Genomic DNA, 23,493 nt, shown 5'->3' on the forward strand with positions numbered 1-23,493 from the left:
GCCTCGGGGAAACCCGGGGCGTTTTTCGTTGAACAGCCGTCCTGAGCCCCAAGATGTTTCCCCGCGGAGGCGGGGACCCAGTCTGGACTCCCGCCTTCGCGGGAGAACAAGGAGGCAGGAGCCCACCTCCGTAATCCCTGACCTAAATCATTTCCGACCCACGCCATCCCGCTACGCGATCCCCATGCCCGCCACCTTCGACGCCCTCCCCGTCATCCCAGCGAAAGCCGGGATCTCGCCCGGTGACTCCACGCGCCGACCAAATGGGAGACCCCAGCTTTCGCTGGGGTGGCGAGAGGAGGGCAGGCGGCGAGAATGAACACGGTCGCGGAAGAGGGCTGAGGCGGCAGGAATCGTCTGGGACTATGCGAAGGCATCGGGCCAACGCACCCTCACGTCCCCATTCACCATTCCAAAGGACAATCGCGCTACCCCACCTCCATGCCGCGCGCGCCAGCCCTAGTCCGTCCCGATGCCTCCACCGGCATCCCCCGCTCGACCTTCGCCCTCCTCGCCGCCTTCGCCGCGTTCGCGTTCACGATCATCGTCCCCACCGCGCTGCGCGACGGCGACACGGGCTGGCACCTTGCGACCGGTGCGTGGATCGTCGCGCACGCCAGCGTCCCAACCACGGATCCGTTCTCGTTCACCGCCGCCGGGCGCCACTGGGTGGCGCACGAATGGCTGTCCGAACTGGCGATGTATGCGAGTTACCGCGCGGCTGGCTGGAGCGGCCTGATCGTGCTGATCGGCGCGGCGATGGCGGCCCTGTTCGCGCTCGTCGCCTATCAGAGTCGTCGCTGGCTGAGCACGCGCGCCAGCATCGCCGCCTTGCTGATGCTCGCCACCGGCCTGCTCCCGTCTCTCCTCGCGCGCCCGCATATCCTGGCGCTGCCGTTGCTGGCCGGCTGGACGATCGCGCTCCTGCGTGCCCGCGACCGCGATCGATCGCCGCCGCTCGTTCTCGCCGCGCTGATGCTGGTCTGGGCGAACGCACATGGCAGTTTCGTTTTCGGCCTCGCGCTGGTCGGGGTCTTCGCGCTCGAAGCGCTGATCGCCGCAACGCCATCCGACCGGCGCCACGTCGTTATCGGCTGGGGCATGTTCGGCATCCTTTCGGCGATCGCCGCGACGGCAACCCCCGCGGGCATCGACGGCCTGATCTTCCCCTTCTACGTCAACAACCTCGCGCTCTTGCAGCATCTCAACGAATGGCAGCCCGCCGACTTCTCAGGCTTTTCCGGGTTGGAGGCGATCCTGCTCGCCACGCTGTTCGTGCTCCTAGTCCGCCCGGTCCGCATCCCGCCCGTCCGCCTGATCCTGCTGCTCGGCGTCCTCCATCTGACCTTACAGCATACCCGCCAGGAGATCGTCCTCGTCGTCGTGGGCGTGCTCCTGCTCGCCGAACCGATCGGCAAAGCCTGGACCGCGACGGTCGGCGCCGCGCCCCGCTTCCGCGATGCTCGCGACAGCGCGCCGATCATCGCGTTGCTGAGTTTGCTCGCCGCGGGTCTCTCGGCATACCGAATTGCCGTACCGGTCGTCCGCGCCGACAGCGCCGCCATCCCCGTCACGGCGCTCCGCCACGTACCGCGGCAGCTTCGCGGTCAGCCGGTCTTCAACGACTATGGCTTCGGCGGTTCGCTGATCCTCGCCGGTATCCGTCCCTATATCGACGGCCGATCCGATATGTACGGCGACCCGTTCACGCTCGACTATTTCGCGATCGCACAGGGCGACGTGGATCGCTGGCGTGCCGCGAACGCGAAATGGCATTTCGGCTGGACGATCCTGCCACCACGATCGAAGCTGGTGTCGGCGCTCGACCACGACCCTACGTGGCGGCGGATCTATGCGGACGGCACCGCGGTCATTCACCAGGCCGTACCCGCGCCTCGTCCAACCCCTTGAACCGTCACGACGCGAAGGCTTTCCGACCTCCGCCGCAACGCGTATAGCGTACCCGAACCATGACTCCTGCCGCCCCCCTCCTGCCACCGGCGCATTGGCGCGATTTCCTTGCGCTGACCAAGCCGCGCGTGATGACGCTCGTCGTCTTTACCGGACTGTGCGGCATGCTCGCAGCCCCCGTCGGCGTACACCCGGTGATCGGCTTCACCGCGATCCTCTGCATCGCGCTCGGCGCCGGCGCCGCGGGAGCACTCAACCAATGGTATGAGTCGGACATCGACGCGGTCATGCGCCGCACGCAGAAGCGTCCGCTCCCCGATGGCCGCATGGACCGCCAAGCGGCACTCCATTTCGGCGTAGGGCTCAGCGCGTTCTCGGTGCTGTTCATGGGCGTCGCGGTCAACCTCGTCGCAGCCGCGATCCTGACCGTCTCGATCCTGTTCTACGTGCTCGTCTACACCGTCTGGCTAAAGCGCCGCACGCCACAGAACATAGTCATCGGTGGCGCTGCGGGTGCATTCCCACCGCTGATCGGCTGGGCCGCGGCGACAGGTGACATTGCGTTGCTGCCGGTGTTGCTGTTCCTGTTCGTGTTCCTCTGGACGCCGCCGCATTTCTGGGCGCTCGCGCTGTTCATGAAGAGCGATTACGCGGCCGCGGGCGTACCTATGCTTCCCGTCGTCTCGGGCGAGCGGACCACGCGGACGCAGATCGGGCTCTACACGATCCCGATGGCGGCGGTGGCGATCCTGCCCTGGCCGCTCGGGCTGACCGGTGCGATCTACGGCATCGCCGCCATCCTGCTGACCGGCTGGTTCGCGCTGCTCGCGGCCCGCGTCGCCAAGCGTACCACCCATGCCGACGACCTGATGAAGCCGGAGAAGGCCTTGTTCAAATACTCGATCCTGTATCTGTTCGTGATGTTCGGCGCGCTGGTCGTCGACCGGTGGTTCGCATGAGCCTGCCCGATCCAGACCTGATCCGCAGCCGCCAACGCGGCCGCGCCCGCGTCATGGCGCTCTTGCTGGGCGCGTTCGTCATCCTCGTCTTCGCGATCTCGATCGCCAAGATTCGCGCGGGGATGCCGCACTGATGGCCGGCTGGAAGGCCATGTCGCGCACCAATCGTACTGCGGCGCTCGCGGTGGTCTTCATCTGTTTCATGACCGGGCTCGCCTGGGCCAGCGTGCCGCTCTACCGGCTGTTCTGCGCCGCGACCGGGCTCAACGGCACCACCAACCGCGGGCTCGCAGCGCCTGGTGCGGTCGACCACAAGATCACCGTCGACTTCGACACCAACGTCAGCCCCAAGCTGCCGTGGAAGTTCACGCCCGAGAATCGTTCGGACACGATCGACGTCGGCGCGCGCGACATGGCGTTCTTCACCGCCACCAACACCTCGAACAAGCCGCTCACCGGCACCGCGACGTTCAACGTCCAGCCCGCGCAGGCCGGCAAGTATTTCACCAAGATCCAGTGCTTCTGCTTCACGCAGCAGACGCTCAAGCCCGGCGAGACCGCGCGGATGCCGGTGATCTTCTTTGTCGATCCGAAGATTCTGACCGACCCCGACGCGGCCGATATCCAGACGATCACGCTTAGCTATACGTTTTACCCGGTGGATTCTGCGAAAACAGCCAGCTAGAACGTCGCCAAAGAAAATAGGGGAGTACCGATGGCCGGCGCCAAGAACCATGATTACCACATCCTGCCGCCGAGCATCTGGCCGCTGGTCGGATCGTTCTCGGCGCTGATCATGGCGGTCGGCGGCATCATGTGGATGCACGGCGGCCATATCGACAAGCCCAATGGCGGCGGCTGGGTGTTCTTCATTGGCCTCGCGGGCGTGCTCTTCACGATGTATTCCTGGTGGACGCAGGTCGTGCACGAGGCCCGCGCGGGCGATCATACTCCCGTCGTCCAGCTCCATTTCCGCTACGGCATGATCCTGTTCATCGCCTCCGAAGTGATGTTCTTCGTCGGCTGGTTCTGGGCGTTCTTCGACTTCTCGCTGTTCCCGACCGCGATGACCTATGCCGACGGTACTGTCACGCGCGCCGTCGAAGGCGGTGCGGCGATCGTCGCGCAGTGGCCACCCAAGGGCCTGACGGTCATCAACCCGTTCGAACTGCCGCTGCTCAACACGCTGATCCTGCTCACCTCGGGCACCACCGTAACATGGGCGCACCACGCGCTGATCCACAATCAGCGCGGCGGCGAGAAGACCGGCGCCTGGGGCCTGATCGGCGTCGGCAACCGCGACGGCGTGCTCAAGGGCCTGTGGCTGACGGTAATCCTCGGGATCCTGTTCAGCTCGATCCAGGCGTACGAGTATGCCCACGCGCCGTTCCCGTTCAAGGGGATCAACTACGGCGCGTCGTTCTTCATGGCGACCGGGTTCCACGGCTTCCACGTGCTCATCGGCACGATCTTCCTGATCGTCTGTCTGGTCCGCGCCTACCGCGGCGACTTCACCCCGCGCCAGCACTTCGGCTTCGAGGCGGCGGCCTGGTACTGGCATTTCGTCGACGTCGTGTGGCTGTTCCTGTTCGTTACCGTCTACGTCTGGGGCGGCTGGGGCGCCCCCGTCCACGGCGGTTGAGCGACTACCAGCTCATCCACTGCGACCACTCCGATAACTACCACCCCGGCGAAGGCCGGGGCCCAGTTGGAAAGGTTGCAGTAACGAAGCGCGGCCCTTCGCCAGCGACGTCCCCCAACTGGGCCCCGGCCTCCGCCGGGGTAGTGGCGTATAGTGGTAAGGCGCTGCCGCAAGCCAAGGCTCGCACACCAACCTTGTTCTCCCGCGAAGGCGGGAGCCCAGTCTGGATCCCCGCCTTTGCGGGGAAACAAAGACGGGAAGCGCTGACCGCATGACCGAAGATCCATACCCCCTCGCCAACGCCCCCACGATCGCGCAGGTCGCGCTGAAAGGCCTGTGCCCCCGCTGCGGCAGACCCACGCTCTTCGCGAAATGGTCCAACTTCGCCGACCGCTGCCCGAACTGCGGGCTCGACTTCAGCAAGTTCAACGTCGGCGACGGCCCTGCCGCATTCCTGACCCTGATCCTCGGCGCGCTAGTCGTCGCGCTCGCAATCACGCTCGAACTCAAGGTCCACCCGCCGCTCTGGCTGCACATGCTGATCTGGATCCCCTTCACCGCCGGCGGGGTCGTTCTCTCGCTCCGAGCAGCCAAGGGCGCGCTCATGTCCGCCGAATACCGCAACGCAGCCCGCGAAGGCCGAATCGACCCGTGACCCGCACCGCACGACGCATACCCGTCATCCCGACCATCCTCGTCACGCTCGCGATCGCGGCGATGATCGGCCTCGGCCTATGGCAACTCCTCGACCGCCTCCCGAAAAAGGAAGCGTTCCTCGCCCAGCTCGCCGCCAACCCCGCCAAGCCGCCTATGGCTTTCCCGCGCATCCCCGACGAAACGCTGCTCTTCCGCCGCGCCTCGAGCCTCTGCCTACAGCCGACCGCCATCAAGCTCGCCGGCGCCGGCAAATCCGGCTTCCGCGCGATCGCCGAGTGCCGCACCGGCGCGGAAGGCCCCGGCATGGTCGTCCAACTCGGCACCACGCGCGACCCGATGGCCAAGATCGCGTGGACCGGCGGCGAAGTCTCCGGCTACATCAGCCACGCCCCCGACGGCCGCTCGCTGATCGGATCGCTGTTCGATCACACCGCGCAGCGCCTGATGCTGGTCGCGGATACCCCACAAGCGGGTCTCAACCCCAACGGCAAGCCCGACATCGCCTCGGTCCCGAACAATCACCTCGCTTACGCCGGCCAATGGTTCTTCTTCGCCGCCATCGCCGCGATCATCTACACGCTCGCGCTGCGCCGCCGGCCACGCTAGCGGTTCTTCTGCGAACGCAGGAGCGCAGGGTACCGCGCGCATTCCTTCGTAACCCTGGATTCCTGCGTTCGCAGGAAAACGAGCGGTGCGGGCAGCTTGTCGCCTCCCCGCCCATTCGCTAACCGCTTGGCCATGCGTTACATCAGCACCCGCGGCTCGGCGCCCATCCTCGATTTCGAAGCGGCAACGCTCGCCGGTCTCGCCTCCGACGGCGGCCTCTACCTCCCCGACGCGTGGCCGACGATGACCAGCGACGAGATCGCCGCGCTCGCGGGCCTGTCGTACGTCGACACCGCGGTCGCGGTGATGGCCCCGTTCGTGGGCGACGCGATGACGCGGGAGGAACTCAAGTCGCTCTGCGAGCAGGCCTATGGCCGCTTCTCGCACGCCGCAGTCGTCCCGCTCGTGCAGCTCGACCACGACCAGTGGCTGCTCGAACTCTTCCACGGCCCGACGCTCGCGTTCAAGGACGTCGCGCTCCAGTTGCTTGGCCTCTTCTTCGAGCGCTTCCTCGCCGGCACGGACAAGCGCCTGACGATCGTCGGCGCGACCAGCGGCGACACCGGCTCGGCGGCGATCGACGCGGTCGCGGGGCGCGAGGGCATCGACATCTTCATGCTCCACCCGGTCGGCCGCATCTCCGACGTGCAGCGCCGCCAGATGACCACCGTGCTCAGCCCCAACGTCTACAACATCGCGATCGAAGGCAGCTTCGACGACGCGCAGGCACTCGTGAAGGCGATGTTCAACGACCGCGCCTTCTCGACCAAGTTCGCGCTGTCGGCGGTCAATTCGATCAACTGGGCCCGCCTGATGGCGCAGGTGGTGTATTTCTTCTACGCCGCCGTCCGCCTCGGCGCGCCCGATCGCGAGGTCGCGTTCGCAGTCCCCACCGGCAATTTCGGCGACGTCTTCGCAGGGTACGTCGCGGCAAAGATGGGCCTGCCGGTGGCCAAGCTGGTGGTCGCGACCAACGTCAACGACATCCTCCACCGCGCGCTCAGCACCGGCGATTATTCGAAGGGGGGCGTCCAGCAGACCCCAACGCCGTCGATGGACATCCAGGTCAGCTCGAACTTCGAGCGCCTGTTGTTCGACCTCGGCGACCGTGATGGCGCCGCGCTCGCTGCACAGATGGCCGGCTTCGAATCCTCGGGTGCGATGCGCCTCACCAACGCGCAGTCGCAGGGCGCCTCCGCGCTGTTCCAGAGCGAGCGCATCGATCTCGACGACATGACGCTGGCGATGCGCTGGGCGCACGAGCACGCAGGGCAGGTGATCGACCCGCACACCGCGATCGGCCTCGCCGCCGCGCTGCGTACCGAAGTCCCCGCCGGCGTGCCGATCGTGACGCTCGCCACCGCGCACCCCGCCAAGTTCGGCGATGCGGTCGAGCGCGCCACCGGCGTCCGTCCCTCGCTGCCCACCCGCGTTGGCGACCTGTTCGACCGCGAGGAGCGCTACGTGACGCTGCCTGCGACCTTCGAGGCGATCACCGCCTACATCACCGAGCGCGCGAAGCCGTCGGCATGAAGCTGGAAACCCTCATCGGCGAGCCCTGGGCGGATTACGGCCTGATCGACTCCGGCCACGGCAAGAAGCTCGAACGCTACGGCCGCTTCCGCTTCATCCGCCCCGAGCCACAGGCGATGTGGGCGCCTGCCTCGACCGACTGGCAGGCGCAGGGCGAATTCGTCCCCGGCTCGGACGAGGACGGCGGCGGCCGCTGGGAATTTGCCGAGCCCGTGCCCCGCGAAGGCTGGACGCTCAAGTGGAACGAGGTGTCGTACACCGCGCAGACGACCCCGTTCCGCCACCTCGGTTTCTTCCCCGACATGGCGCCGGTGTGGAGCTGGATGCGCGAGCGCGTTGCGGGGCTCGATTCGCCCGAATGCATGAACCTGTTCGGCTATACCGGCGTCGGCACGCTGGCGATGGCGACCAAGGGCGTCCGCATGGTCCACGTCGATGCGTCGAAGAAGTCGGTCGAGGCGGCCAAGGCCAATGCAAAACTGTCCGGCATGGCCGACGCGCCGATCCGCTGGATGACGGATGATGCGGCGAAGTTCGTCGCGCGCGAGGTTCGGCGGGGGCGGCGATATGATGGAATCCTGCTCGATCCGCCGAAATATGGGCGTGGCCCGGAAGGCGAGGTCTGGCGGCTGGAGGAAGACCTGCCGAAGCTGATCGCCGACTGCCGGAAGCTGCTCGACGAGAATTCGCGCTTCCTGTTCCTGACGGTCTACGCGGTGCGGATGTCGGCGCTGGCGATCGGCGAACTGTTGAACCAGGTCTTCGCAGATCTTCCTGGCAAGGTAGAAGTCGGCGAACTCGGCGTCCGCGAAGAAGCGCGCGGGCTCACCCTCCCCACCGCAATCTGGGCCCGCTGGAGCCGCTGAGCTTACCTATTTGACTTCCACCCCGGCGAAGGCCGGGGCCCAATTGGAAAGGTTGGCGTAACGAAGGACGGTCCTCCGTTGGCTACGTCCCCCAATTGGGCCCCGGCCTTCGCCGGGGTGGTGGTTGATTCAGGGGACGGGACAAACCCGGCAACTCCCCTACCGTTCGTGCCGAGTAGAGACCGAGTAGCCCGCTTGGGCGTATCGAGGGCTCGTATCGAGGTACAGGTTCTGCACGCCAACCTGTCCTTCGATACGCCGTCTCGATACGCCCCTTTGCGGAGTTACTCGACAGCTGCTCAGGACGAACGGCAGTTGCGGGATTACCCCGGAATCTGCTGCGAGATGCAGTGGAAGCTCCCGCCGCCCGTCAGGATATGATCCGCACGTTGCCCGACTACCTCACGGTCCGGGAACAGCGCCTGGATCGCCACCACCGCCGCCTGGTCGTTCTCCGCGCCATACAACGGCACCACCACCGCGGCGTTGCCGATATAGAAGTTCATGTAGCTCGCCGGCACGACCTCCTCGTCGCGCAGCACGCGGCCCGGCGACGGGATCGTCACCACCTCCAGCCCGGCCGCCTCGGCGTCCCGCGCCGCGTTCTGGTACACCTGCCAGTTCGGATCGTTGTCGGTCGCCTTCGGGATCGCCACGCGTCCCTCGCCGACGAACCGCGCGAGGTTGTCGACATGGCCGTCGGTATGATCGTTGACCAACCCGTCGCCCAGCCACACCACGCGGGTATAGCCGAGGTCGGATGCCAGCCGCGCCTCGATCTCCGCCTTGGTCAGCGACGGATTGCGGTTGCGGTTAAGCAGGCACTGCTGCGTCGTCACGACCGTCCCGGTGCCATCGCCATCGATCGCGCCGCCCTCGAGGACCCAGTCGCACGCCTCGACCCGCTTGTGCCGGCTTTCCGCCAGCCGTTGCCCGATCGTGTCGTCACCCGGCAGGTCGTACTTTCCGCCCCAGCCGTTGAACCGGAAGTCGCGCGCGCTGCCGTCGCCGACGATGATCGGCGCGGTATCGCGCAGCCAGATATCGCCGAACGGCTCGACCACCACGTCCGCGAACGGCGCCAGCTTCTTGGCGGTCGTCGCCGACCCGACGTCGGCCGCGACCAGAATCACCGTCTCGCCCTTGCCATCCGCATGCACAGCCTTGGCGAACGCGACGACCTCGTCCCGCGCAGGCTCGAGATCCTCAAGCCACAGGTCCGCATGGCTCGGAAAGCCGATCCAGACGGCCTTGTGGTGCGCCCATTCGGCGGGGGTAGAGACGGTCGTGGTCACTTACTTGGCTCCTGCGCGATCGCGGTCACGGATGCCGCGGAATTCGGCGGTCTTATACCAGTTCGGCCACAGACTGGTATCGTCCGCGAGTTTCCGCCCGAGGCCGTAGTAGATCGTCAGGTCCTCGACCGCACCGGACCAGTCCCACTTCACGTCATATTCGTCCGCGGGCTTGTGATACCGGTGCGCGACATAATCCTCGCGCGCGGCATGTCCTGCTGCGGTGCCACCAACGACAAGGTCCTCGCCGCTGCCGCCATCGAGCATCGGCACGCCCAGCTTGGCGAAACTGAAGTGATCCGAGCGGTAATAGCCGCCGCGCTCAGGATTCGCCTCGACGCCGATCACACGGCCCCCGGCAGCGACGAACGGCTTCACGAGGTCCTCGATCTCCGACTTCCCCGCGCCGGTGAGCACGAAGTCCTTCGCGCGGCCGTCGACGTTCAACACATCCATGTTCACGCCGCCGACAGTGTGCGCGAGCGGATAGATCGGATGCTCGGCATAATAGCGTGACCCAAGCAGCCCGGACTCCTCCGCGGTCACCGCCAGGAACGCGATCGAGCGCTTGGCCGGCCCCGCCTTCACCTGAGCCTCCGCCAAGGCAACGAGCCCGGCGACCCCACTCGCATTGTCCGCAGCGCCATTGCAGATGTCGTCGCCATCGACCGCGTCACAGCGCCCGAGATGATCCCAATGCGCCGAATACATCACATAATCATTGGGAGCCGCCGTCCCCGGCAGCACGCCGATGACGTTCTTCGACGCCTGCCGCTTGATCGTGTTGTCAAACCCGCCGCCAAACTTCAGCCCGAGCGGGACCGCCTTGAATCCCTTCACCTTCGCCGCCGCCGCCAGCGTCGCGTAATCCTTGCCCGCGCTCGTGAACACGCGCTCGGCGGCCGGCTTCTGCATCCAGCCGACGATCTGCGACTGGTCGAGATGATCGCCCTTCTCGTCCAGCTCCAGCTGCGGCCCGGTCCAGGACGACTGCACCACCGCCCACGGATACGCCGCCGGCTCGGTATCATGGACGATGATCGCCGCCGCCGCGCCGTGCTTGGCCGCATTCTCGAACTTGTACGGCCAGCGCCCGTACCACGTCATCGCACGCCCCTCGAAGGGCCCCTCGCGCGACATCGTCTGCCAGTCGGCGTCGTTGATGAGGATGACCACCGTCTTCCCCTTCATGTCGGTGCCGGCATAATCGTCCCAGCCCTTCTCGGGCGCGGTGATGCCGTAGCCGACGAATACCACGTCACTGTTCGCCACCGACACCTTCGGCACGACGCGGTAGGTGCCCGCGACCATGTCGGTGCGGAAGTTCAGGCTCACGGGCGCCTTGCCACCGGAGAAGACATAGGGCTGCACGTTGCCCGCGGTGATCTGGACCATCGGCACGTCCTGCGTCCACGATCCCTTGTTGCCGGGCTTCAGCCCCGCCGCCTTCATCCGCTCGACGATATACGCGACCGTCTTCGCCTCCGCGGGCGTGGTCGGCGCGCGGCCTTCGTAGGCGTCCGACGAGAGCACCTGCGTGACGGTCTTCAACGTCTCTACCGAGATCGCAGGCGAGGTCTGCGCGGACGCGGCGGTCCCGAGCAGCAACAGAGACAGGATGGCAGCGCGCATGGTCATTTCCCCGTTTGGTTGCGCGCGTTCTGGCAAAGCTGGGCGTGCATGTCCACGAGGCGACACGGGGCAACGAAAAAGGGCGGCCCCGCAGGACCGCCCTTCTCCATTCCAAACCGCGCCGTGGCAAAGCCACGTCGTCGGACGTCGCTTGAGCGACGCCGGCCGGTCGACGAATTTTCTCGGCTTAACGCGAGTAAAATTCGACGACCAGGTTCGGCTCCATCTTCACCGGGTAAGGCACTTCGTCGAGCGTAGGGACGCGCGTGAAGGTGACCTTGGCGGCGCCGTCGGTGGCGACGTAGTCGGGGATCTCACGCTCGGCGAGGCTCTGTGCTTCCATGACCAGCGCCATTTCCTGCGCCTTCGAACCCAGCGTGATCTCGTCGCCGACGAAGCAGCGACGCGAGGCGATGTTGCACTTCACGCCGTTGACGCGGATGTGGCCGTGCGAAACGATCTGGCGTGCCGCGAAGATCGTCGGTGCGAACTTGGCGCGGTAGACGATCATGTCGAGGCGCTGCTCGAGCAGGCCGATCAGGTTCTGCGAGGTATCGCCCTTCAGACGCGCAGCCTCATGGTAGCATGCGCGGAACTGCTTCTCGGTCACGTCGCCATAATAGCCCTTGAGCTTCTGCTTGGCGCGCAGCTGGATACCGAAATCGCTGACCTTGCCCTTGCGGCGCTGGCCGTGCTGGCCCGGGCCGTATTCACGCTTGTTGACCGGCGACTTGGGACGACCCCAGATGTTCTCGCCCATACGGCGATCGAGTTTGTACTTCGCGCTTTGACGCTTCGACATAGTAAGTCCTTGGCAAATGCTAACAACGTTGTTCCCGGTATCGCTCTGCTGGCTGTACGAGACGGATGTCCAGACAGGGCAGGGCCACCGCTTCACCGGGGTGCAGGGCCATTGCGAAGGCGGGCGCCTAGACGGGGGGCGGGCCAGAGTCAAGCTGGACAGGCCGTATGGGGCTCGGCAAGAGACGGCGCATGACCATTCTCCCCGGCCCAGATTGCACCACCATGACCGACGTCCGCGCAGGCGTCGACGCGCTCGACCGCGACTTGGTCGCGCTCATCGCCGCGCGGTTCGCGTACATGGACGCCGCCGCGCGCATCAAGCCCGAGCGTGGGCATGTCCGCGACGAGGCGCGGAAGGCGCAGGTGATCGACAATGCGCGGGCCGAGGCGGTGAGACTGGGCGTTCCGGAGGCAGTGGTCGCGGATCTGTGGGAGACGCTGGTCGAAGCCTCGATCACGTATGAACTGGCGGCGTTCGACCGCCGCTAAAACTTCCGACAAGCCCCAAACCCTACCCCGTTCACCCCTCTCCCGTTCGTGCTGAGCGAAGTCGAAGCACCTTCGCTTGGGGCACACCCTTCGACTTCGCTCAGGGCGAACGGGACGGGGCGAACGGGAGGCGGGCGAACGGGAGGCGGGGGACGAACGGAGGCGCGCCCGGTCGAAAAATCAGCCCCGCGGCCTCTTCCCCGCCAGCGACGACAGTACGCCGCGGAAAGTTCGGATTTCCTGGCTCGACCAGCCCGGCTTCGTCAGCAGCGTGCGCAGCGTCCGCCGCGTCGACTGCATCTTGTCGGGCAGGTGGAAGAACCCCGCACCCATCAGCATCGCATCGAGCTGCCCGATCATCCCGTCGAGTTCTTCCTGCGGTGCGGGCGGCATGATCGGGTTGATCGACGGCTGCGACAGCTCGCGCTCGGCGGTGAGGCCCTTCGACCATTCATAGGCGACCAAGATCACCGCCTGCGCGAGATTGAGCGAGCCGAACTCCGGATTGATCGGCACCGTGATGATCGTCCGCGCGATCGCGACGTCGTCGGTTTCGAGGCCGGAGCGCTCGGGCCCGAACAGGATCGCGGAGCGGCCGGGGGCGGCGTGGATCTCGGTTGCGGCCTGTTCCGGGGTAACGACCGGCTTGGTCACGCCGCGCTTGCGTACCGTGGTCGCGAACACCTGCGCGCAGTCGGCGGTGGCGGCGGCGACGCTGTCGTAGACCTTCGCGTTCTGGAGCACGATGTCGGCACCGCTGGCGGCCGGGCCGGCGGAGGGGTTGGGCCAGCCGTCACGCGGGGATACGAGGCGCATTTCGGTGAGCCCGAAGTTTAGCATGGCGCGCGCGGCCTTGCCGATGTTTTCGCCGAGTTGGGGGCGGACCAGGATTATGACGGGGGGTGGGGTCGAGGCGCCGACCGTCGCTTCCTCGTCCATACCAGCCTGTTCACCCTCCCCATCCCGTTCGTCCCGAGTAGAGGTCGAGCTTGTCGAGGCCTCGTATCGAGGGACAGGTTCCGAACGCTCAGGCTTCCTAGCCGCCGCCGACACCGCCGCCCAATCATCGCGGAACAGCGCCTCCTTCTTCTTCCGCGACCAGTCCTTCACTTGGAACTCCGCCGCGAGAGCCTCCTGCCGCGAGGGGAATTCCTGGCTCCACATCAGCGTCACCGGGCGTCGCGTCTGCGTGTACCCCGGGATTTCGCCGAGATTGTGCTGGCCGATCCTCCGCTCAAGATCGTCGGTATGTCCAGTGTAATAACTGTCGTCGGCGCAACGCACCACATAGGCCCAGAATGTCATGGGTGGGGCTTATCCCTCGATACGCCGTCTCGACAAGCTCGACGTCTACTCGGGACGAACGGAAGAGGGGGTGATGGGCCTGATAACCACGAGCCTGATAACCTAGCGGGGAACGGGCGAGCGGACGTATCCATGAGGCTCAGACCTCACCCCCAATCCGTTCGTCCCGAGTAGCGATTGAGCAAAGTCGAGAGCGCGTATCAAAGGACAGGTAAGGGAGCAAATCACTCCGCCCGCCCAACCTCCTCGACACTCCCGGCAAAAGCCTCGAAGTCCTTCGCCTCGCTGAAATCCCGATACACACTCGCAAACCGGATATACGCGACGGAATCGAGCCCCTTGAGCCCGTCCATCACCATCTCGCCGATCCGCTTCGATGTGACGTCGTTCTCGCCCAACGTCTCCAGCCGCCGCTGGATCCCGCTCACCAGCTTCTCGATCCGCCCCGGCTCGATCGCCCGCTTCCGCGTCGCGATCGACAACGACCTGAGCAGCTTCTCCCGGTCGAAAGGCTCTCTCCGCCCCTCGCTCTTCAACACGAACAGCTCGCGCAGCTGGATCCGCTCGAACGTCGTGAAACGCGCGGCGCAGCCTTCGCACTGGCGCCGGCGTCGGATCGCCGCCCCGTCTTCGGTGGGGCGGCTGTCCTTTACCTGGCTGTCTTCATGTCCGCAGAAGGGGCAGCGCATTCAGACCTTCTTCTTGCCCTTGTAGTACGCGTAGCCCGCGCCCGCGAGTGCGCCGAAGATCGGGCCGATGACCGGCACCGGGATCGCCACGACCGCGCCGAGTGCGCTCCACTTGGCCATGCTCTTGCCGAGGCCGGGGGTCGCCTTGATGTCGTTCTGGACGTCGTCGAACTTCGACATGCTGCTTATCCTTGATAGATCGGGAAGCGCGCGCAGAGTGCACGAACACGCGTCCGAACGTCCGCCTCGACTTCCGGGTCCCCATGCTCGCCCTTTTTCGCGAGGCCGTCCAGCACGTCGGCGACCATGTTGCCGATCTCGCGGAACTCCGCCGGGCCGAACCCGCGCGTCGTACCCGCTGGCGAACCGACGCGGATGCCGCTGGTCTTGACCGGCGGCAGCGGATCGTTGGGGATGCCGTTCTTGTTGCAGGTGATCCCCGCGCGCTCCAGCGCCTCGTCCGCATCGCGACCGGTGATGCCCAGCGGAGTGAGGTCGATCAGCGCGAGATGCGTGTCGGTGCCGCCCGAGACGACGTCCGAGCCGCGCTCCTTGAGCGTCGCCGCCAGCACCTTAGCGTTCTCAACGACCGCGGCGATGTAGCTCTTGAAGTCGGGCTGCAGCGCCTCGCCGAAAGCGACCGCCTTCGCCGCGATCACGTGCATCAGCGGCCCGCCCTGAAGTCCCGGGAACACCGCCGAGTTGAACTTCTTCGCCAGCGCCTCGTCGTTGGTCATGATCATGCCGCCGCGCGGGCCGCGCAGCGTCTTGTGCGTGGTGGTGGTCACGACATGCGCGTGGCCGAATGGCGTCGGGTGCAGACCCGCTGCGACGATCCCGGCGAAATGCGCCATGTCGACCATGAAATACGCGCCGACCTTGTCCGCAATGGCGCGGAAGCGCGCGAAGTCGATCGTCCGCGGATAGGCCGAGCCGCCCGCGATGATCAGTTTCGGCTGATGCTCGAGCGCGAGCGCCTCGACCTGGTCGTAGTCGATCAGATGCGTGGTCGCATCCACGCCGTACTGAATGGCGTTGAACCACTTGCCCGACATCGCCGGCTTGGCGCCATGCGTCAGGTGACCGCCCGCATCCAGACTCATGCCGAGGATCGTGTCGCCCGGCTTGACCAGCGCCAGCATCACCGCGCCGTTCGCCTGCGCACCCGAATGCGGCTGCACGTTGACGAACCCGCAGCTGAAGATGGCGCGCGCCCGCTCGATCGCTAGCGTCTCGACCATGTCCGACGGTGCACAGCCCTGGTAGTAGCGCTTGCCCGGATAGCCCTCGGCATATTTGTTCGTGAACACTGAGCCCTGCGCCTCGAGCACCGCCTTCGAGACGATGTTCTCGGACGCGATCAGCTCGATCTGCGTCTGCTCGCGTTCCAGTTCAGCGGCGACGCCGGCGAATACGGCAGCGTCTGCATCGGCGAGGCCGCGCGTGAAAAAGCCGTCGGGCTGGACGTCGTGGAGTTCGCGGGGCTGAGTGCTCATGCGGGGACCTTTGTGGAAAGTTTGTCGACACGGAGTTGATGACGGCCGCCGGCGAATTCGGCGGACAAGAAAGCTTCGACGCACGCCTTGGCCATTTCCTCGCCGATCAGGCGGGCGCCCATCGCGATGGCGTTGGCGTCGTTATGGATGCGCGCAAGGCTCGCCGACAACGGTTCGGACACGAGCGCACAGCGGCAGGCGGGGTTGCGGTTAGCGGCGATCGAGATACCGATCCCAGAGCCGCACAGCGCGATACCGCGGTCCGCGTTACCATCGGCGATCGCCGACGCGAGCTTGAACCCGTAGTCCGGATAGTCGACGCTGGCGGTGCCTTCAGGCCCGAGATCGAGCACGTCATGCCCCGCCTCGCGCAGCCAGGCGGCGAGCACCGCTTTCAACGAAACGGCGGCGTGATCGGACGCGATGGCGATGCGCACCTGGCGTAATCCTGTGACGGGGGATCGGGTGCCCAGCCCCTTACCGACCCGAGCGCGCATTTGCCACACCTGTTCGCGGGTCGTGATGGACGACGGCATCCCATTTCACCCCGTCATCCTGACGAAAGTCAGGACCCAGGGCGACCCAAGGTTAACATAGCGCATCACCCGTGGCTCTGGGTCCTGACTTTCGTGAGGATGACGCGCTAAGGTCGGCATCTGCGCTGAACGCCGACCGTGAAGGAGACATCGATGAAAGCCCTCACCCTGCTCGCCGCCGTCGCGCTGACCGCCTGTTCCGGCCCTGCGCCCGACACCAGCAGCGACGGCAACATGACGCCCGCCGGCTCGGTCGAACGCAAGGTCTCCGCCCCCGCGCCCAAACCCGCGCCCGACTATACCGGCCGCTGGATCGGCGTCGAAGGCATGGTCTTGGACGTCGCGCCGACCGCCGCGCCCGGCCACTACGCGCTGACCATGCAGTGGGACCTCGACAACAAGGGCAATTTCGACGGCACCGCGACCGGCGACACGATATCCTTCGATCGCGGCGGCATCCACGAAACGCTTCGCCCGACCAACGGCGACGCGACCGGGCTCAAATATCTGTTCGGCAAAACCGACTGCCTCACCGTCAAGCCCGGCGAAGGCTATTGCCGCGAGCGACTTAGCCGCTAGGTTCCGGATCGTGACCATGGCCTTTTCAAATGCGGACGCGGCGCGCGCGCATCTCTCCGAGGTGCTCCTGCGCACCGGGCAAGAGGACCGCGACGCGTTTCGCGAACTCTATTCGCTGACCAGCGCGAAGCTTTTCGGCATTACCCATCGTATCTGCGGCAACGCCCAAGCCGCGGAGGATGTGCTGCACGAGGTTTATCTTACGATCTGGAAACGCGCCGGTGCCTGGGAACCCGGCCGCGCGAGCCCGATAACCTGGTTGGCGACGATCGCGCGCAACCGCGCCATCGACTGGCAGCGCGCGCAGGGCGTCCGCCGCACCAGCCCGCTCGACGACGCGCCCGACATCGCCGATCCCGGTGAAGGCGCCGAGGCGGGAATGCTGGCGAGCGAATCGTCGCGTGAACTGATCGAATGCCTCGACGGTCTCGAACCGCAACAGCGCGACGCGATCCGCACCGCGTTCTTCGACGGCGTCACCTACGCCGAACTCGCGATCAAGCGCGCCGTGCCGCTGGGCACGATGAAGAGCTGGGTCCGCCGCGGTCTCGCCCGCCTGAAGGACTGCCTCGATGGTTGATCCGACCACCGATACCGGCGTGCCTGAGGGCGTTGCCGCCGCCGAACTCGCACTCGGCCTGCTCGAAGGCGAAGAGCGCGGGGCAGCCCTGCGCCGCGTGCTCGCCGAACCCGGTTTTGCCGCCCAAGTCGAATGGTGGCGGTCGCGTCTGGCCGTGCTGTTCGACCTCTGGCCCGAACAGACCGCGCCGCCGCATCTCGCCGCCCGGATTGAAGCCAGCCTCGATGGAACCCCGGCGCCCGCAAAGACCAGCCGCTTCGCATGGCCCGCGCTCGCCGCCGTCACCAGCGCGATCGCCGCATCGCTGTTGCTGTTCGTCATGGTCCGCCCAGAGCCGACCGTGCCCGTCTCGCAACCGATCGCCCCCTCAATACCGGCCGCGCGGCCGACCAGCGTGCTCGTCGCGATGCTCGGCGACGCGAAGTCGCCGGTCGCCGCGGTCTACGATCCCGCCAACGGCGCACTCCGCGTCGCGGCAGGCCCCGGCGTTCCGGACGCCCGCGTCGCGCAGCTCTGGGTAATCGGCGGCGACGGCGTGCCGCATTCGCTCGGCCTGCTCTCGGGCCGTCCGACCTCGCTGGCACCCAAGGGCGTCGACCGCGGTCGCATAACCCCCGGCGCGACGCTCGCGATCTCGGTCGAACCGCTCGGCGGCTCGCCGACCGGCCTGCCCACCGGCCCGGTCGTCGCCACCGGCGTAGTCGCGCGCGTCTGATGACCAAGCGACCCGCCGCGACCGGCGGCATCCCGCCGATCGCGCGCCTGCTCGGGCTGAGCGGCCTTCTCCCGCAACTCGCTGCGGTCGCGCTGCTGCTGAGCGGCGATCCGCAAAGCCGGTTTTCCGCGCTGGCGATCGCCTACGCCTATGCCGCGATCATCCTGAGCTTCCTCGGCGGTCTCTGGTGGGGCCTCGCCGCGCGCACCGACTCGCCGCCCCGCTGGCTCTGGTTCGCCAGCGTCGCGCCGTCGCTGATCGCGCTGATCACCGCCTGGCCCTGGATGGTCGGCCTGCGCTGGCCCGGCCCCTCGCTCGTCGTGCTCGGCATCAGCCTGATCGCCGCGCTGCTCGTCGACCGCGCGCTGGTCCGCGCCGGCATCGCGCCACCCGGCTGGATGGCCTTGCGCATCCCCTTGTCGATCGGCCTCGGCGTCCTGACGTTACTGGCGGCCATATTGTGACTCGGGTGCGGGAAAATGCTATACTAACGCTATGAGCGTTGCCGAACACATCACTCAATTGGCTTCCGGGCCAGCGCGTTTCACCACCGCCGAGTTCATGGAACTCGTCCGTCATCCGCCGATAGCCGACTGGCTGGGCAAGGTCGAACTGGTCAACGGGGAGATTATGCGGATGTCACCGGCAAACGTACCGCACTGGAACGCGCAGCGGATCGCTTTCCTGCGCTTACAGTCCGCCTTCGCCGCACTCGGCACCGAATGGATCGTCGGGCAGGAGCCGACCGTCCGCCTGACCGCCGACACGCTGCGCGAACCGGATGTGGCGGTGCTTCGCGACCCCGATCTACGCGCGACATTGTTCGACCGCGTTGCGCTGTTCCTTGCTGTCGAGATCGCGGATACGAGCCTCGCGCTCGATCTCGGCGCCAAGAGAAGCGACTATGCCGAGGCGTTCGTGCCACATTATTGGGTGGTCGATATCAACGCGCGTCGGACGCATGTGATGGCCAAGCCCCGCGCCGGTGATTACGAGGACAAACGGCTGATCCCGTTCGGCCAGACTATCGCAATCCCCGAACTCAACCTCGACATCGTCGTCGACTGACCCTCAAGCCGCCTTGCGCAAGTCCAGGCGGCTCCAGATCTCCATCAGCGCTTCAGTCAACTCGCGCATCATAGCCTCGGTATGCGCAGGGCCCGGTGTGAACCGCAGCCGCTCGGTCCCGCGCGGCACGGTCGGGTAGTTGATCGGCTGCACGTACACGCCGTATTCGGCGAGCAGCACGTCGCTTATCTTCTTCGCCTTCACCGGATCGCCGACCATCAGCGGCACGATATGCGTATCGCCGATCATCACCGGCAGCCCAGCGTCCTTCAGCATCGCCTTCAGCATCGCCGCGGAAGCCTGCTGCCCCTCGCGCTCGACGCTCGACGCCTTCAGATGCCGCACGCTAGCCAGCACGCCAGCGACCAGCACCGGTGACAGCGAGGTCGTGAAGATGAACCCCGGCGCATACGAGCGGATCACGTCGACGATCGTGCGATCGGCGGCGATATAGCCGCCCATCACTCCGAACGCCTTGCCCAGCGTCCCCTCGAGAATCGTGATCCGGTGCGCGACCTCGTCCCGCTCCGAGATGCCGCCGCCGCGCGCGCCGTACATCCCGACCGCATGGACTTCGTCGCAATAGGTCAGCGCGTTATACCGGTCGGCGAGGTCGCACACCGCGGAGATCGGCGCGATGTCGCCCTCCATCGAATACACGCTCTCAAACGCGATCAGCTTGGGTGCCGCCGGATCTTCGGCCGCAAGGAGCTCTTCGAGATGCGCGAGATCGTTGTGGCGGAACACGCGCTTTTCACAGCCCGAGTTACGGATGCCCGCGATCATCGACGCGTGGTTCAATTCGTCGGAAAAAATGATGCAGCCCGGCAGCACCTTCGCCAGTGTCGCCAGCGTAGCCTCATTCGAGACGTACCCGCTGGTGAACAGCAAAGCCGCTTCCTTGCCGTGCAGGTCGGCGAGTTCGCCTTCCAGGTCGACATGGTAATGCGTGTTGCCGCCGATGTTGCGCGTGCCGCCCGAGCCCGCACCGACGTCGTGCAACGCCTCTTCCATCGCCGCGATCACCTTCGGGTGCTGGCCCATCGCGAGGTAATCGTTCGAGCACCACACGGTGATCGGCTTCGGACCATTATGCCCGGCGAAGCAGCGCGCGTTCGGAAACGCACCCTTGTTGCGGAGAATGTCGATGAACACGCGGTAGCGCCCTTCGGCATGCAACCGGTCGATCGCCTGCGTAAAAACGCGCGAATAATCGACTCGCGGACCCAAGGTAGAATCCGTTGCCGAGATGCCGTTGGTAATCATAGGCTTGGGCACTACGCCTCGCTTTCACTCGTTTCCAGCGCAATACCGCTCTTACGGTGATCGCTTTCCTCATCCCGGCAGCACATTGCCACGATGCGCTCACGACGCAAGGTGCCACATTGTCCCAGGTCAGCGCTTAAAGCTGCTCGATCCTGCCAAACCCCCGCGCCGCCAGAGCCGGTCCGAGCGCGCGCTCCTCGTCGCCCAACCGGGTTAAGACGGCAACGCCCTCCCCCGCTCCCGACCATGATTCGCCCTGCATGAGATGCACGATCCGCCGCGCGATCCCCGGTCCGCCATCGACGAAGCCCACGCCGGGAGCAGCGGCCGCAAGCTCCGCTTCGACCAGTGGGAAATGCGTGCAGGCATTGACGATCACGTCGATCGCGTCGCCGCCGGGCTGCGAAAACAAGCCATCTAGCACCGCGGCATAGCGTTCCGCCGCGACGACTCGGCCGTGCAATTTCGCCTCGGCCATCTCGACCAGAGCCGCCGAGCCATAACGCAGTACCGTGCAATCGCCCGCGAACTTCGCCGCCAGATCATCGACATACGCCTGCCGCACCGTCGCCTCGGTTCCCAGCACGCCGATCGTCCGGGTCTTCGAAAGGAGCGCGGCCGGCTTGATCGCCGGCACCGTCCCGACCACCGGCAGGTCGAGCGCGGCGCGCACCACCGGCAGCGCGATCGTCGAGGCGGTGTTGCACGCGATCACGATCAACCGCGGCCGATACCGCTCAGCCAACCGCCCCAGCAACACCGGTACCCGCGCCGCGATCTCCGCCTCGCTCTTGGTCCCGTAGGGAAACCCAGCCGAGTCGGCGGCATACACGAACGGTGCTTCGGGCAGCGCCGCGCGCGTCGGACCGACGATCGACAGCCCGCCGACGCCGGAGTCGAAGAATAGGATGGGGCGCGTGTCCATACAGCGCTCTTAGGCCGGTTCGGCCCGTGCAAACCAGTACCCGTCGCCCCCCCACCTCGTCATCCTGACGAATGGAGAGTGATCGATGCCCAGCTACGCCATTTGCCGTCGGCCCCGCGTCGCTTATAAGCCCCTCCAGAACGGGGGACATAGTTGCAGACGGAAATTCTCTGGGTCGCGCCCACGCTATCGCTCGTGCTGAGCTATCTGCTCGGCTCGATCCCGTTCGGCGTCATCCTCACACGCGCCGGCGGCGCAGGCGATCTGCGCACGATCGGCTCGGGCAATATCGGCGCGACCAACGTCCTGCGCACTGGGCGCAAGGGTCTCGCCGCCGCCACGCTGCTGCTCGACATGGCCAAGGGCGCGGTCGCCGTGCTGCTGGTCGCACACCTGTTCCCCGGTAATACGCTGCTCGCGGCTGCCAGTGCGTTCATCGGCCATTGCTACCCCGTCTGGCTGAAGTTCAAGGGCGGCAAGGGCGTCGCCACGCTGATGGGCATCGTCGTCGCGCTCCACTGGCCGCTCGGACTGGTGTACGCGGTCGTCTGGCTCGGCCTCCTCGCAGGGCTCCGAATCTCCTCGGTCGCGGGCATGGCCGCCGCGCTCAGCGCGCCGTTCGCCGCCGCGCTGTTCGGTCGCTTCGACCTCGTCCTGTTGCTCCTCGCGCTCGCGCTGATCGTCCTGTGGAAACACCGCGAGAACGTCGAACGGCTGTTCTCGGGCACCGAACCGCGCATCGGGTCCAACCGGCAAAAGAGTGGCTGACCCGACGGTCTCAAGACTTCGGCTCATCCGCACGACCGGGATCGGACCGGTCACCTATCGCCAGCTCATCGCGCGCTTCGGCAGCGCCGACGCCGCGATCGAAGCCCTCCCGATGCTCGCCCAGCGTGGCGGCGGACGCGCGCCGAAAATCGCAGACGCTGCGCTAGCCGAACGCGAAATGGCCGCCACCGCCAGGCTCGGCGCACGCTACCTCTTCCTCGACGACCCTGACTATCCCCGTCTGCTCGCCGAGATCGAGACCGCGCCCCCGGCGCTCATCCTCCGCGGCGACATCGCCCACGCCGGCCGCCCCTGCATCGCGATGGTCGGCGCGCGCAACGCGTCCGCCGCCGCCTGCCGCTTCGCCCGCCAGCTCGCACTTCAATTGGCCGAGGAAGGCACCACCATCGTCTCCGGCCTGGCCCGCGGCATCGACACCGCCGCGCATATCGGCGCGCTCGGCGCCGGTACCAGCGGCGCCACGATCGGCGTGATCGCCAGCGGCATCGACATCGCCTACCCGCCCGACAACACCGCGTTGCAGGAACGCATCGCCACCGAAGGTCTGCTGCTTGCCGAACAGCCCCCCGGCACCGAGCCCAAGGCGCGCAATTTCCCCTCGCGCAACCGCATCATCGCCGGCCTCGCGATCGGCACGGTCGTCGTCGAGGCCGTCCCAAAATCCGGCTCGCTCATCACCGCGCGGCTAGCGAACGAGTCCGGCCGCGAAGTCATGGCCGTCCCCGGCAGCCCGCTCGATCCCCGCGCGCAAGGCTGCAACCTCCTGATCCGCGAAGGCGCCACGCTGGTACAGTCCGCCGCCGACATCCTCGAACAGATCCGCCCGTTCGACCCGCGCTCGGTCCGCGCCCCGATCGGCGCCTACGCCGCCTCGCCCCCCGAAGATGCAAGCGACGCCGACCGCCGCAGGATCACCGACCTGCTCGGCCCGGTCGCGGTCGCAATTGACGAACTCATCCGCCAGTCGCACCTTCCCCCCGCCGTCGTGCAAATGGTGTTGCTCGAACTCGAGCTAAGCGGTCGCCTCGAACGCCACGCCGGCGGCCGGGTCAGCCTGACCTGACGCCGCTCCACCCGGACATTCACGGTCGTCGACCGAGCCCCCCCCCGCCAAGGCAAGGGTCGCTTGAGCGCTAATCTCGAAAAGATTG

Annotated in this window: 27 protein-coding genes; 17 read left to right on the forward strand and 10 right to left on the reverse strand. The window is 66.5% G+C overall.

All coding sequences use genetic code 11. From position 1 onward, the window contains the following. Positions 1 to 441: 441 nt before the first annotated feature. From ASG20_RS12705 to ASG20_RS12740, 9 genes are all read left to right on the forward strand, one after another. Entirely contained in the window at positions 442 to 1,911 is a 1,470-nt protein-coding gene (locus tag ASG20_RS12705; protein WP_056053267.1) for a hypothetical protein, read from the forward strand. Between the two features lie 59 nt (positions 1,912 to 1,970). Further along, positions 1,971 to 2,870 (forward strand): heme o synthase, encoded by a 900-nt coding sequence (locus ASG20_RS12710; protein ID WP_056053270.1) that lies wholly within the window; start codon positions 1,971 to 1,973, stop codon positions 2,868 to 2,870. Beyond that, a complete protein-coding gene (locus ASG20_RS19705) occupies positions 2,867 to 3,004 on the forward strand; it encodes a hypothetical protein (RefSeq protein ID WP_165886435.1) in 138 nt (45 codons plus the stop codon). Before ASG20_RS12710 ends, ASG20_RS19705 begins: the two co-directional genes overlap by 4 nt. Beyond that, positions 3,004 to 3,555: a cytochrome c oxidase assembly protein gene (locus ASG20_RS12715; protein WP_056053272.1), complete on the forward strand. Its 552-nt coding sequence runs from the start codon at positions 3,004 to 3,006 to the stop codon at positions 3,553 to 3,555. The genes ASG20_RS19705 and ASG20_RS12715 overlap by 1 nt, the downstream gene beginning before the upstream one ends. Positions 3,556 to 3,585: 30 nt before the next feature. Beyond that, complete coding sequence (locus tag ASG20_RS12720; protein WP_056053275.1) at positions 3,586 to 4,512, forward strand: cytochrome c oxidase subunit 3; 927 nt, start codon at positions 3,586 to 3,588, stop codon at positions 4,510 to 4,512. Between the two features lie 271 nt (positions 4,513 to 4,783). Next, complete coding sequence (locus ASG20_RS12725; RefSeq protein ID WP_056053278.1) at positions 4,784 to 5,167, forward strand: DUF983 domain-containing protein; 384 nt, start codon at positions 4,784 to 4,786, stop codon at positions 5,165 to 5,167. Further along, positions 5,164 to 5,775 (forward strand): SURF1 family cytochrome oxidase biogenesis protein, encoded by a 612-nt coding sequence (locus ASG20_RS12730; RefSeq protein WP_330218675.1) that lies wholly within the window; start codon positions 5,164 to 5,166, stop codon positions 5,773 to 5,775. Before ASG20_RS12725 ends, ASG20_RS12730 begins: the two co-directional genes overlap by 4 nt. A 132-nt stretch (positions 5,776 to 5,907) precedes the next feature. Further along, on the forward strand, positions 5,908 to 7,308 hold the full coding sequence (gene thrC, locus ASG20_RS12735; protein WP_056053282.1) for a threonine synthase: 1,401 nt from the start codon (positions 5,908 to 5,910) through the stop codon (positions 7,306 to 7,308). Beyond that, complete coding sequence (locus tag ASG20_RS12740) at positions 7,305 to 8,174, forward strand: class I SAM-dependent methyltransferase (protein WP_056053285.1); 870 nt, start codon at positions 7,305 to 7,307, stop codon at positions 8,172 to 8,174. Before thrC ends, ASG20_RS12740 begins: the two co-directional genes overlap by 4 nt. A gap of 323 nt (positions 8,175 to 8,497) precedes the next feature. On the opposite strand, the gene ASG20_RS12745 is transcribed toward ASG20_RS12740, so the two are convergent. From ASG20_RS12745 to rpsD, 3 genes are all read right to left on the reverse strand, one after another. After that, entirely contained in the window at positions 8,498 to 9,469 is a 972-nt protein-coding gene (locus tag ASG20_RS12745; protein ID WP_056053288.1) for an agmatine deiminase family protein, read from the reverse strand. Further along, on the reverse strand, positions 9,470 to 11,101 hold the full coding sequence (locus ASG20_RS12750; RefSeq protein WP_056053291.1) for a M28 family peptidase: 1,632 nt from the start codon (positions 11,099 to 11,101) through the stop codon (positions 9,470 to 9,472). 187 nt (positions 11,102 to 11,288) lie between these two features. Further along, positions 11,289 to 11,903, reverse strand: coding sequence for a 30S ribosomal protein S4 (gene rpsD, locus ASG20_RS12755; RefSeq protein WP_056053294.1), 615 nt, complete (start codon positions 11,901 to 11,903; stop codon positions 11,289 to 11,291). Between the two features lie 191 nt (positions 11,904 to 12,094). On the opposite strand from rpsD, the gene ASG20_RS12760 reads away from it, so the two are divergent. Beyond that, positions 12,095 to 12,394 (forward strand): chorismate mutase, encoded by a 300-nt coding sequence (locus tag ASG20_RS12760; RefSeq protein WP_056054676.1) that lies wholly within the window; start codon positions 12,095 to 12,097, stop codon positions 12,392 to 12,394. A gap of 180 nt (positions 12,395 to 12,574) precedes the next feature. Here the strand turns inward: ASG20_RS12760 and ASG20_RS12765 are convergent, their stop codons facing one another. From ASG20_RS12765 to rpiB, 5 genes are all read right to left on the reverse strand, one after another. After that, a complete protein-coding gene (locus ASG20_RS12765; protein ID WP_082470965.1) occupies positions 12,575 to 13,699 on the reverse strand; it encodes a TrmH family RNA methyltransferase in 1,125 nt (374 codons plus the stop codon). Between the two features lie 224 nt (positions 13,700 to 13,923). Then, positions 13,924 to 14,388: a transcriptional regulator NrdR gene (gene nrdR, locus ASG20_RS12770; protein WP_056053297.1), complete on the reverse strand. Its 465-nt coding sequence runs from the start codon at positions 14,386 to 14,388 to the stop codon at positions 13,924 to 13,926. Continuing rightward, a complete protein-coding gene (locus tag ASG20_RS12775) occupies positions 14,389 to 14,568 on the reverse strand; it encodes a hypothetical protein (protein WP_056053298.1) in 180 nt (59 codons plus the stop codon). It abuts the gene before it with no gap. A gap of 5 nt (positions 14,569 to 14,573) precedes the next feature. Further along, the gene (glyA, locus tag ASG20_RS12780) at positions 14,574 to 15,884 is read right to left on the reverse strand and encodes a serine hydroxymethyltransferase (RefSeq protein WP_056053301.1); all 1,311 of its coding nucleotides are present in this window, start codon (positions 15,882 to 15,884) and stop codon (positions 14,574 to 14,576) included. Further along, positions 15,881 to 16,321 (reverse strand): ribose 5-phosphate isomerase B, encoded by a 441-nt coding sequence (gene rpiB, locus ASG20_RS12785; protein WP_056053303.1) that lies wholly within the window; start codon positions 16,319 to 16,321, stop codon positions 15,881 to 15,883. Before rpiB ends, glyA begins: the two co-directional genes overlap by 4 nt. A gap of 252 nt (positions 16,322 to 16,573) precedes the next feature. Between rpiB and ASG20_RS12790 the strand changes: the two genes are divergently transcribed. Genes ASG20_RS12790 through ASG20_RS12810 form a run of 5 tightly spaced genes read left to right on the forward strand, consistent with a single transcriptional unit; the run spans position 16,574 to position 19,362 of the window. After that, positions 16,574 to 16,999 (forward strand): hypothetical protein, encoded by a 426-nt coding sequence (locus ASG20_RS12790; protein WP_056053307.1) that lies wholly within the window; start codon positions 16,574 to 16,576, stop codon positions 16,997 to 16,999. Positions 17,000 to 17,015: 16 nt separating this feature from the next. Beyond that, positions 17,016 to 17,579: a sigma-70 family RNA polymerase sigma factor gene (locus ASG20_RS12795; RefSeq protein WP_056053310.1), complete on the forward strand. Its 564-nt coding sequence runs from the start codon at positions 17,016 to 17,018 to the stop codon at positions 17,577 to 17,579. Next, a complete protein-coding gene (locus ASG20_RS12800; RefSeq protein ID WP_056053313.1) occupies positions 17,572 to 18,294 on the forward strand; it encodes an anti-sigma factor in 723 nt (240 codons plus the stop codon). Before ASG20_RS12795 ends, ASG20_RS12800 begins: the two co-directional genes overlap by 8 nt. Beyond that, positions 18,294 to 18,758, forward strand: coding sequence for a DUF3429 domain-containing protein (locus tag ASG20_RS12805; protein ID WP_056053316.1), 465 nt, complete (start codon positions 18,294 to 18,296; stop codon positions 18,756 to 18,758). The genes ASG20_RS12800 and ASG20_RS12805 overlap by 1 nt, the downstream gene beginning before the upstream one ends. Before the next feature lie 31 nt (positions 18,759 to 18,789). Beyond that, positions 18,790 to 19,362: a Uma2 family endonuclease gene (locus tag ASG20_RS12810; RefSeq protein ID WP_056053319.1), complete on the forward strand. Its 573-nt coding sequence runs from the start codon at positions 18,790 to 18,792 to the stop codon at positions 19,360 to 19,362. Positions 19,363 to 19,365: 3 nt separating this feature from the next. Here the strand turns inward: ASG20_RS12810 and hemA are convergent, their stop codons facing one another. Next, positions 19,366 to 20,628: a 5-aminolevulinate synthase gene (gene hemA / locus ASG20_RS12815; RefSeq protein WP_056053320.1), complete on the reverse strand. Its 1,263-nt coding sequence runs from the start codon at positions 20,626 to 20,628 to the stop codon at positions 19,366 to 19,368. Positions 20,629 to 20,764: 136 nt separating this feature from the next. After that, complete coding sequence (gene murI / locus ASG20_RS12820; protein ID WP_056053323.1) at positions 20,765 to 21,553, reverse strand: glutamate racemase; 789 nt, start codon at positions 21,551 to 21,553, stop codon at positions 20,765 to 20,767. Between the two features lie 153 nt (positions 21,554 to 21,706). Here murI and plsY point away from each other — a divergent pair, with 153 nt between their 5' ends. Together plsY and dprA are read left to right on the forward strand one after the other, a co-directional pair. Next, a complete protein-coding gene (gene plsY, locus ASG20_RS12825; protein ID WP_056053326.1) occupies positions 21,707 to 22,321 on the forward strand; it encodes a glycerol-3-phosphate 1-O-acyltransferase PlsY in 615 nt (204 codons plus the stop codon). Continuing rightward, entirely contained in the window at positions 22,314 to 23,405 is a 1,092-nt protein-coding gene (gene dprA / locus ASG20_RS12830; protein WP_056053329.1) for a DNA-processing protein DprA, read from the forward strand. Before plsY ends, dprA begins: the two co-directional genes overlap by 8 nt. Positions 23,406 to 23,493: the final 88 nt, after the last annotated feature.

Source organism: Sphingomonas sp. Leaf198 (assembly GCF_001424005.1).
Lineage (GTDB): Bacteria > Pseudomonadota > Alphaproteobacteria > Sphingomonadales > Sphingomonadaceae > Sphingomonas.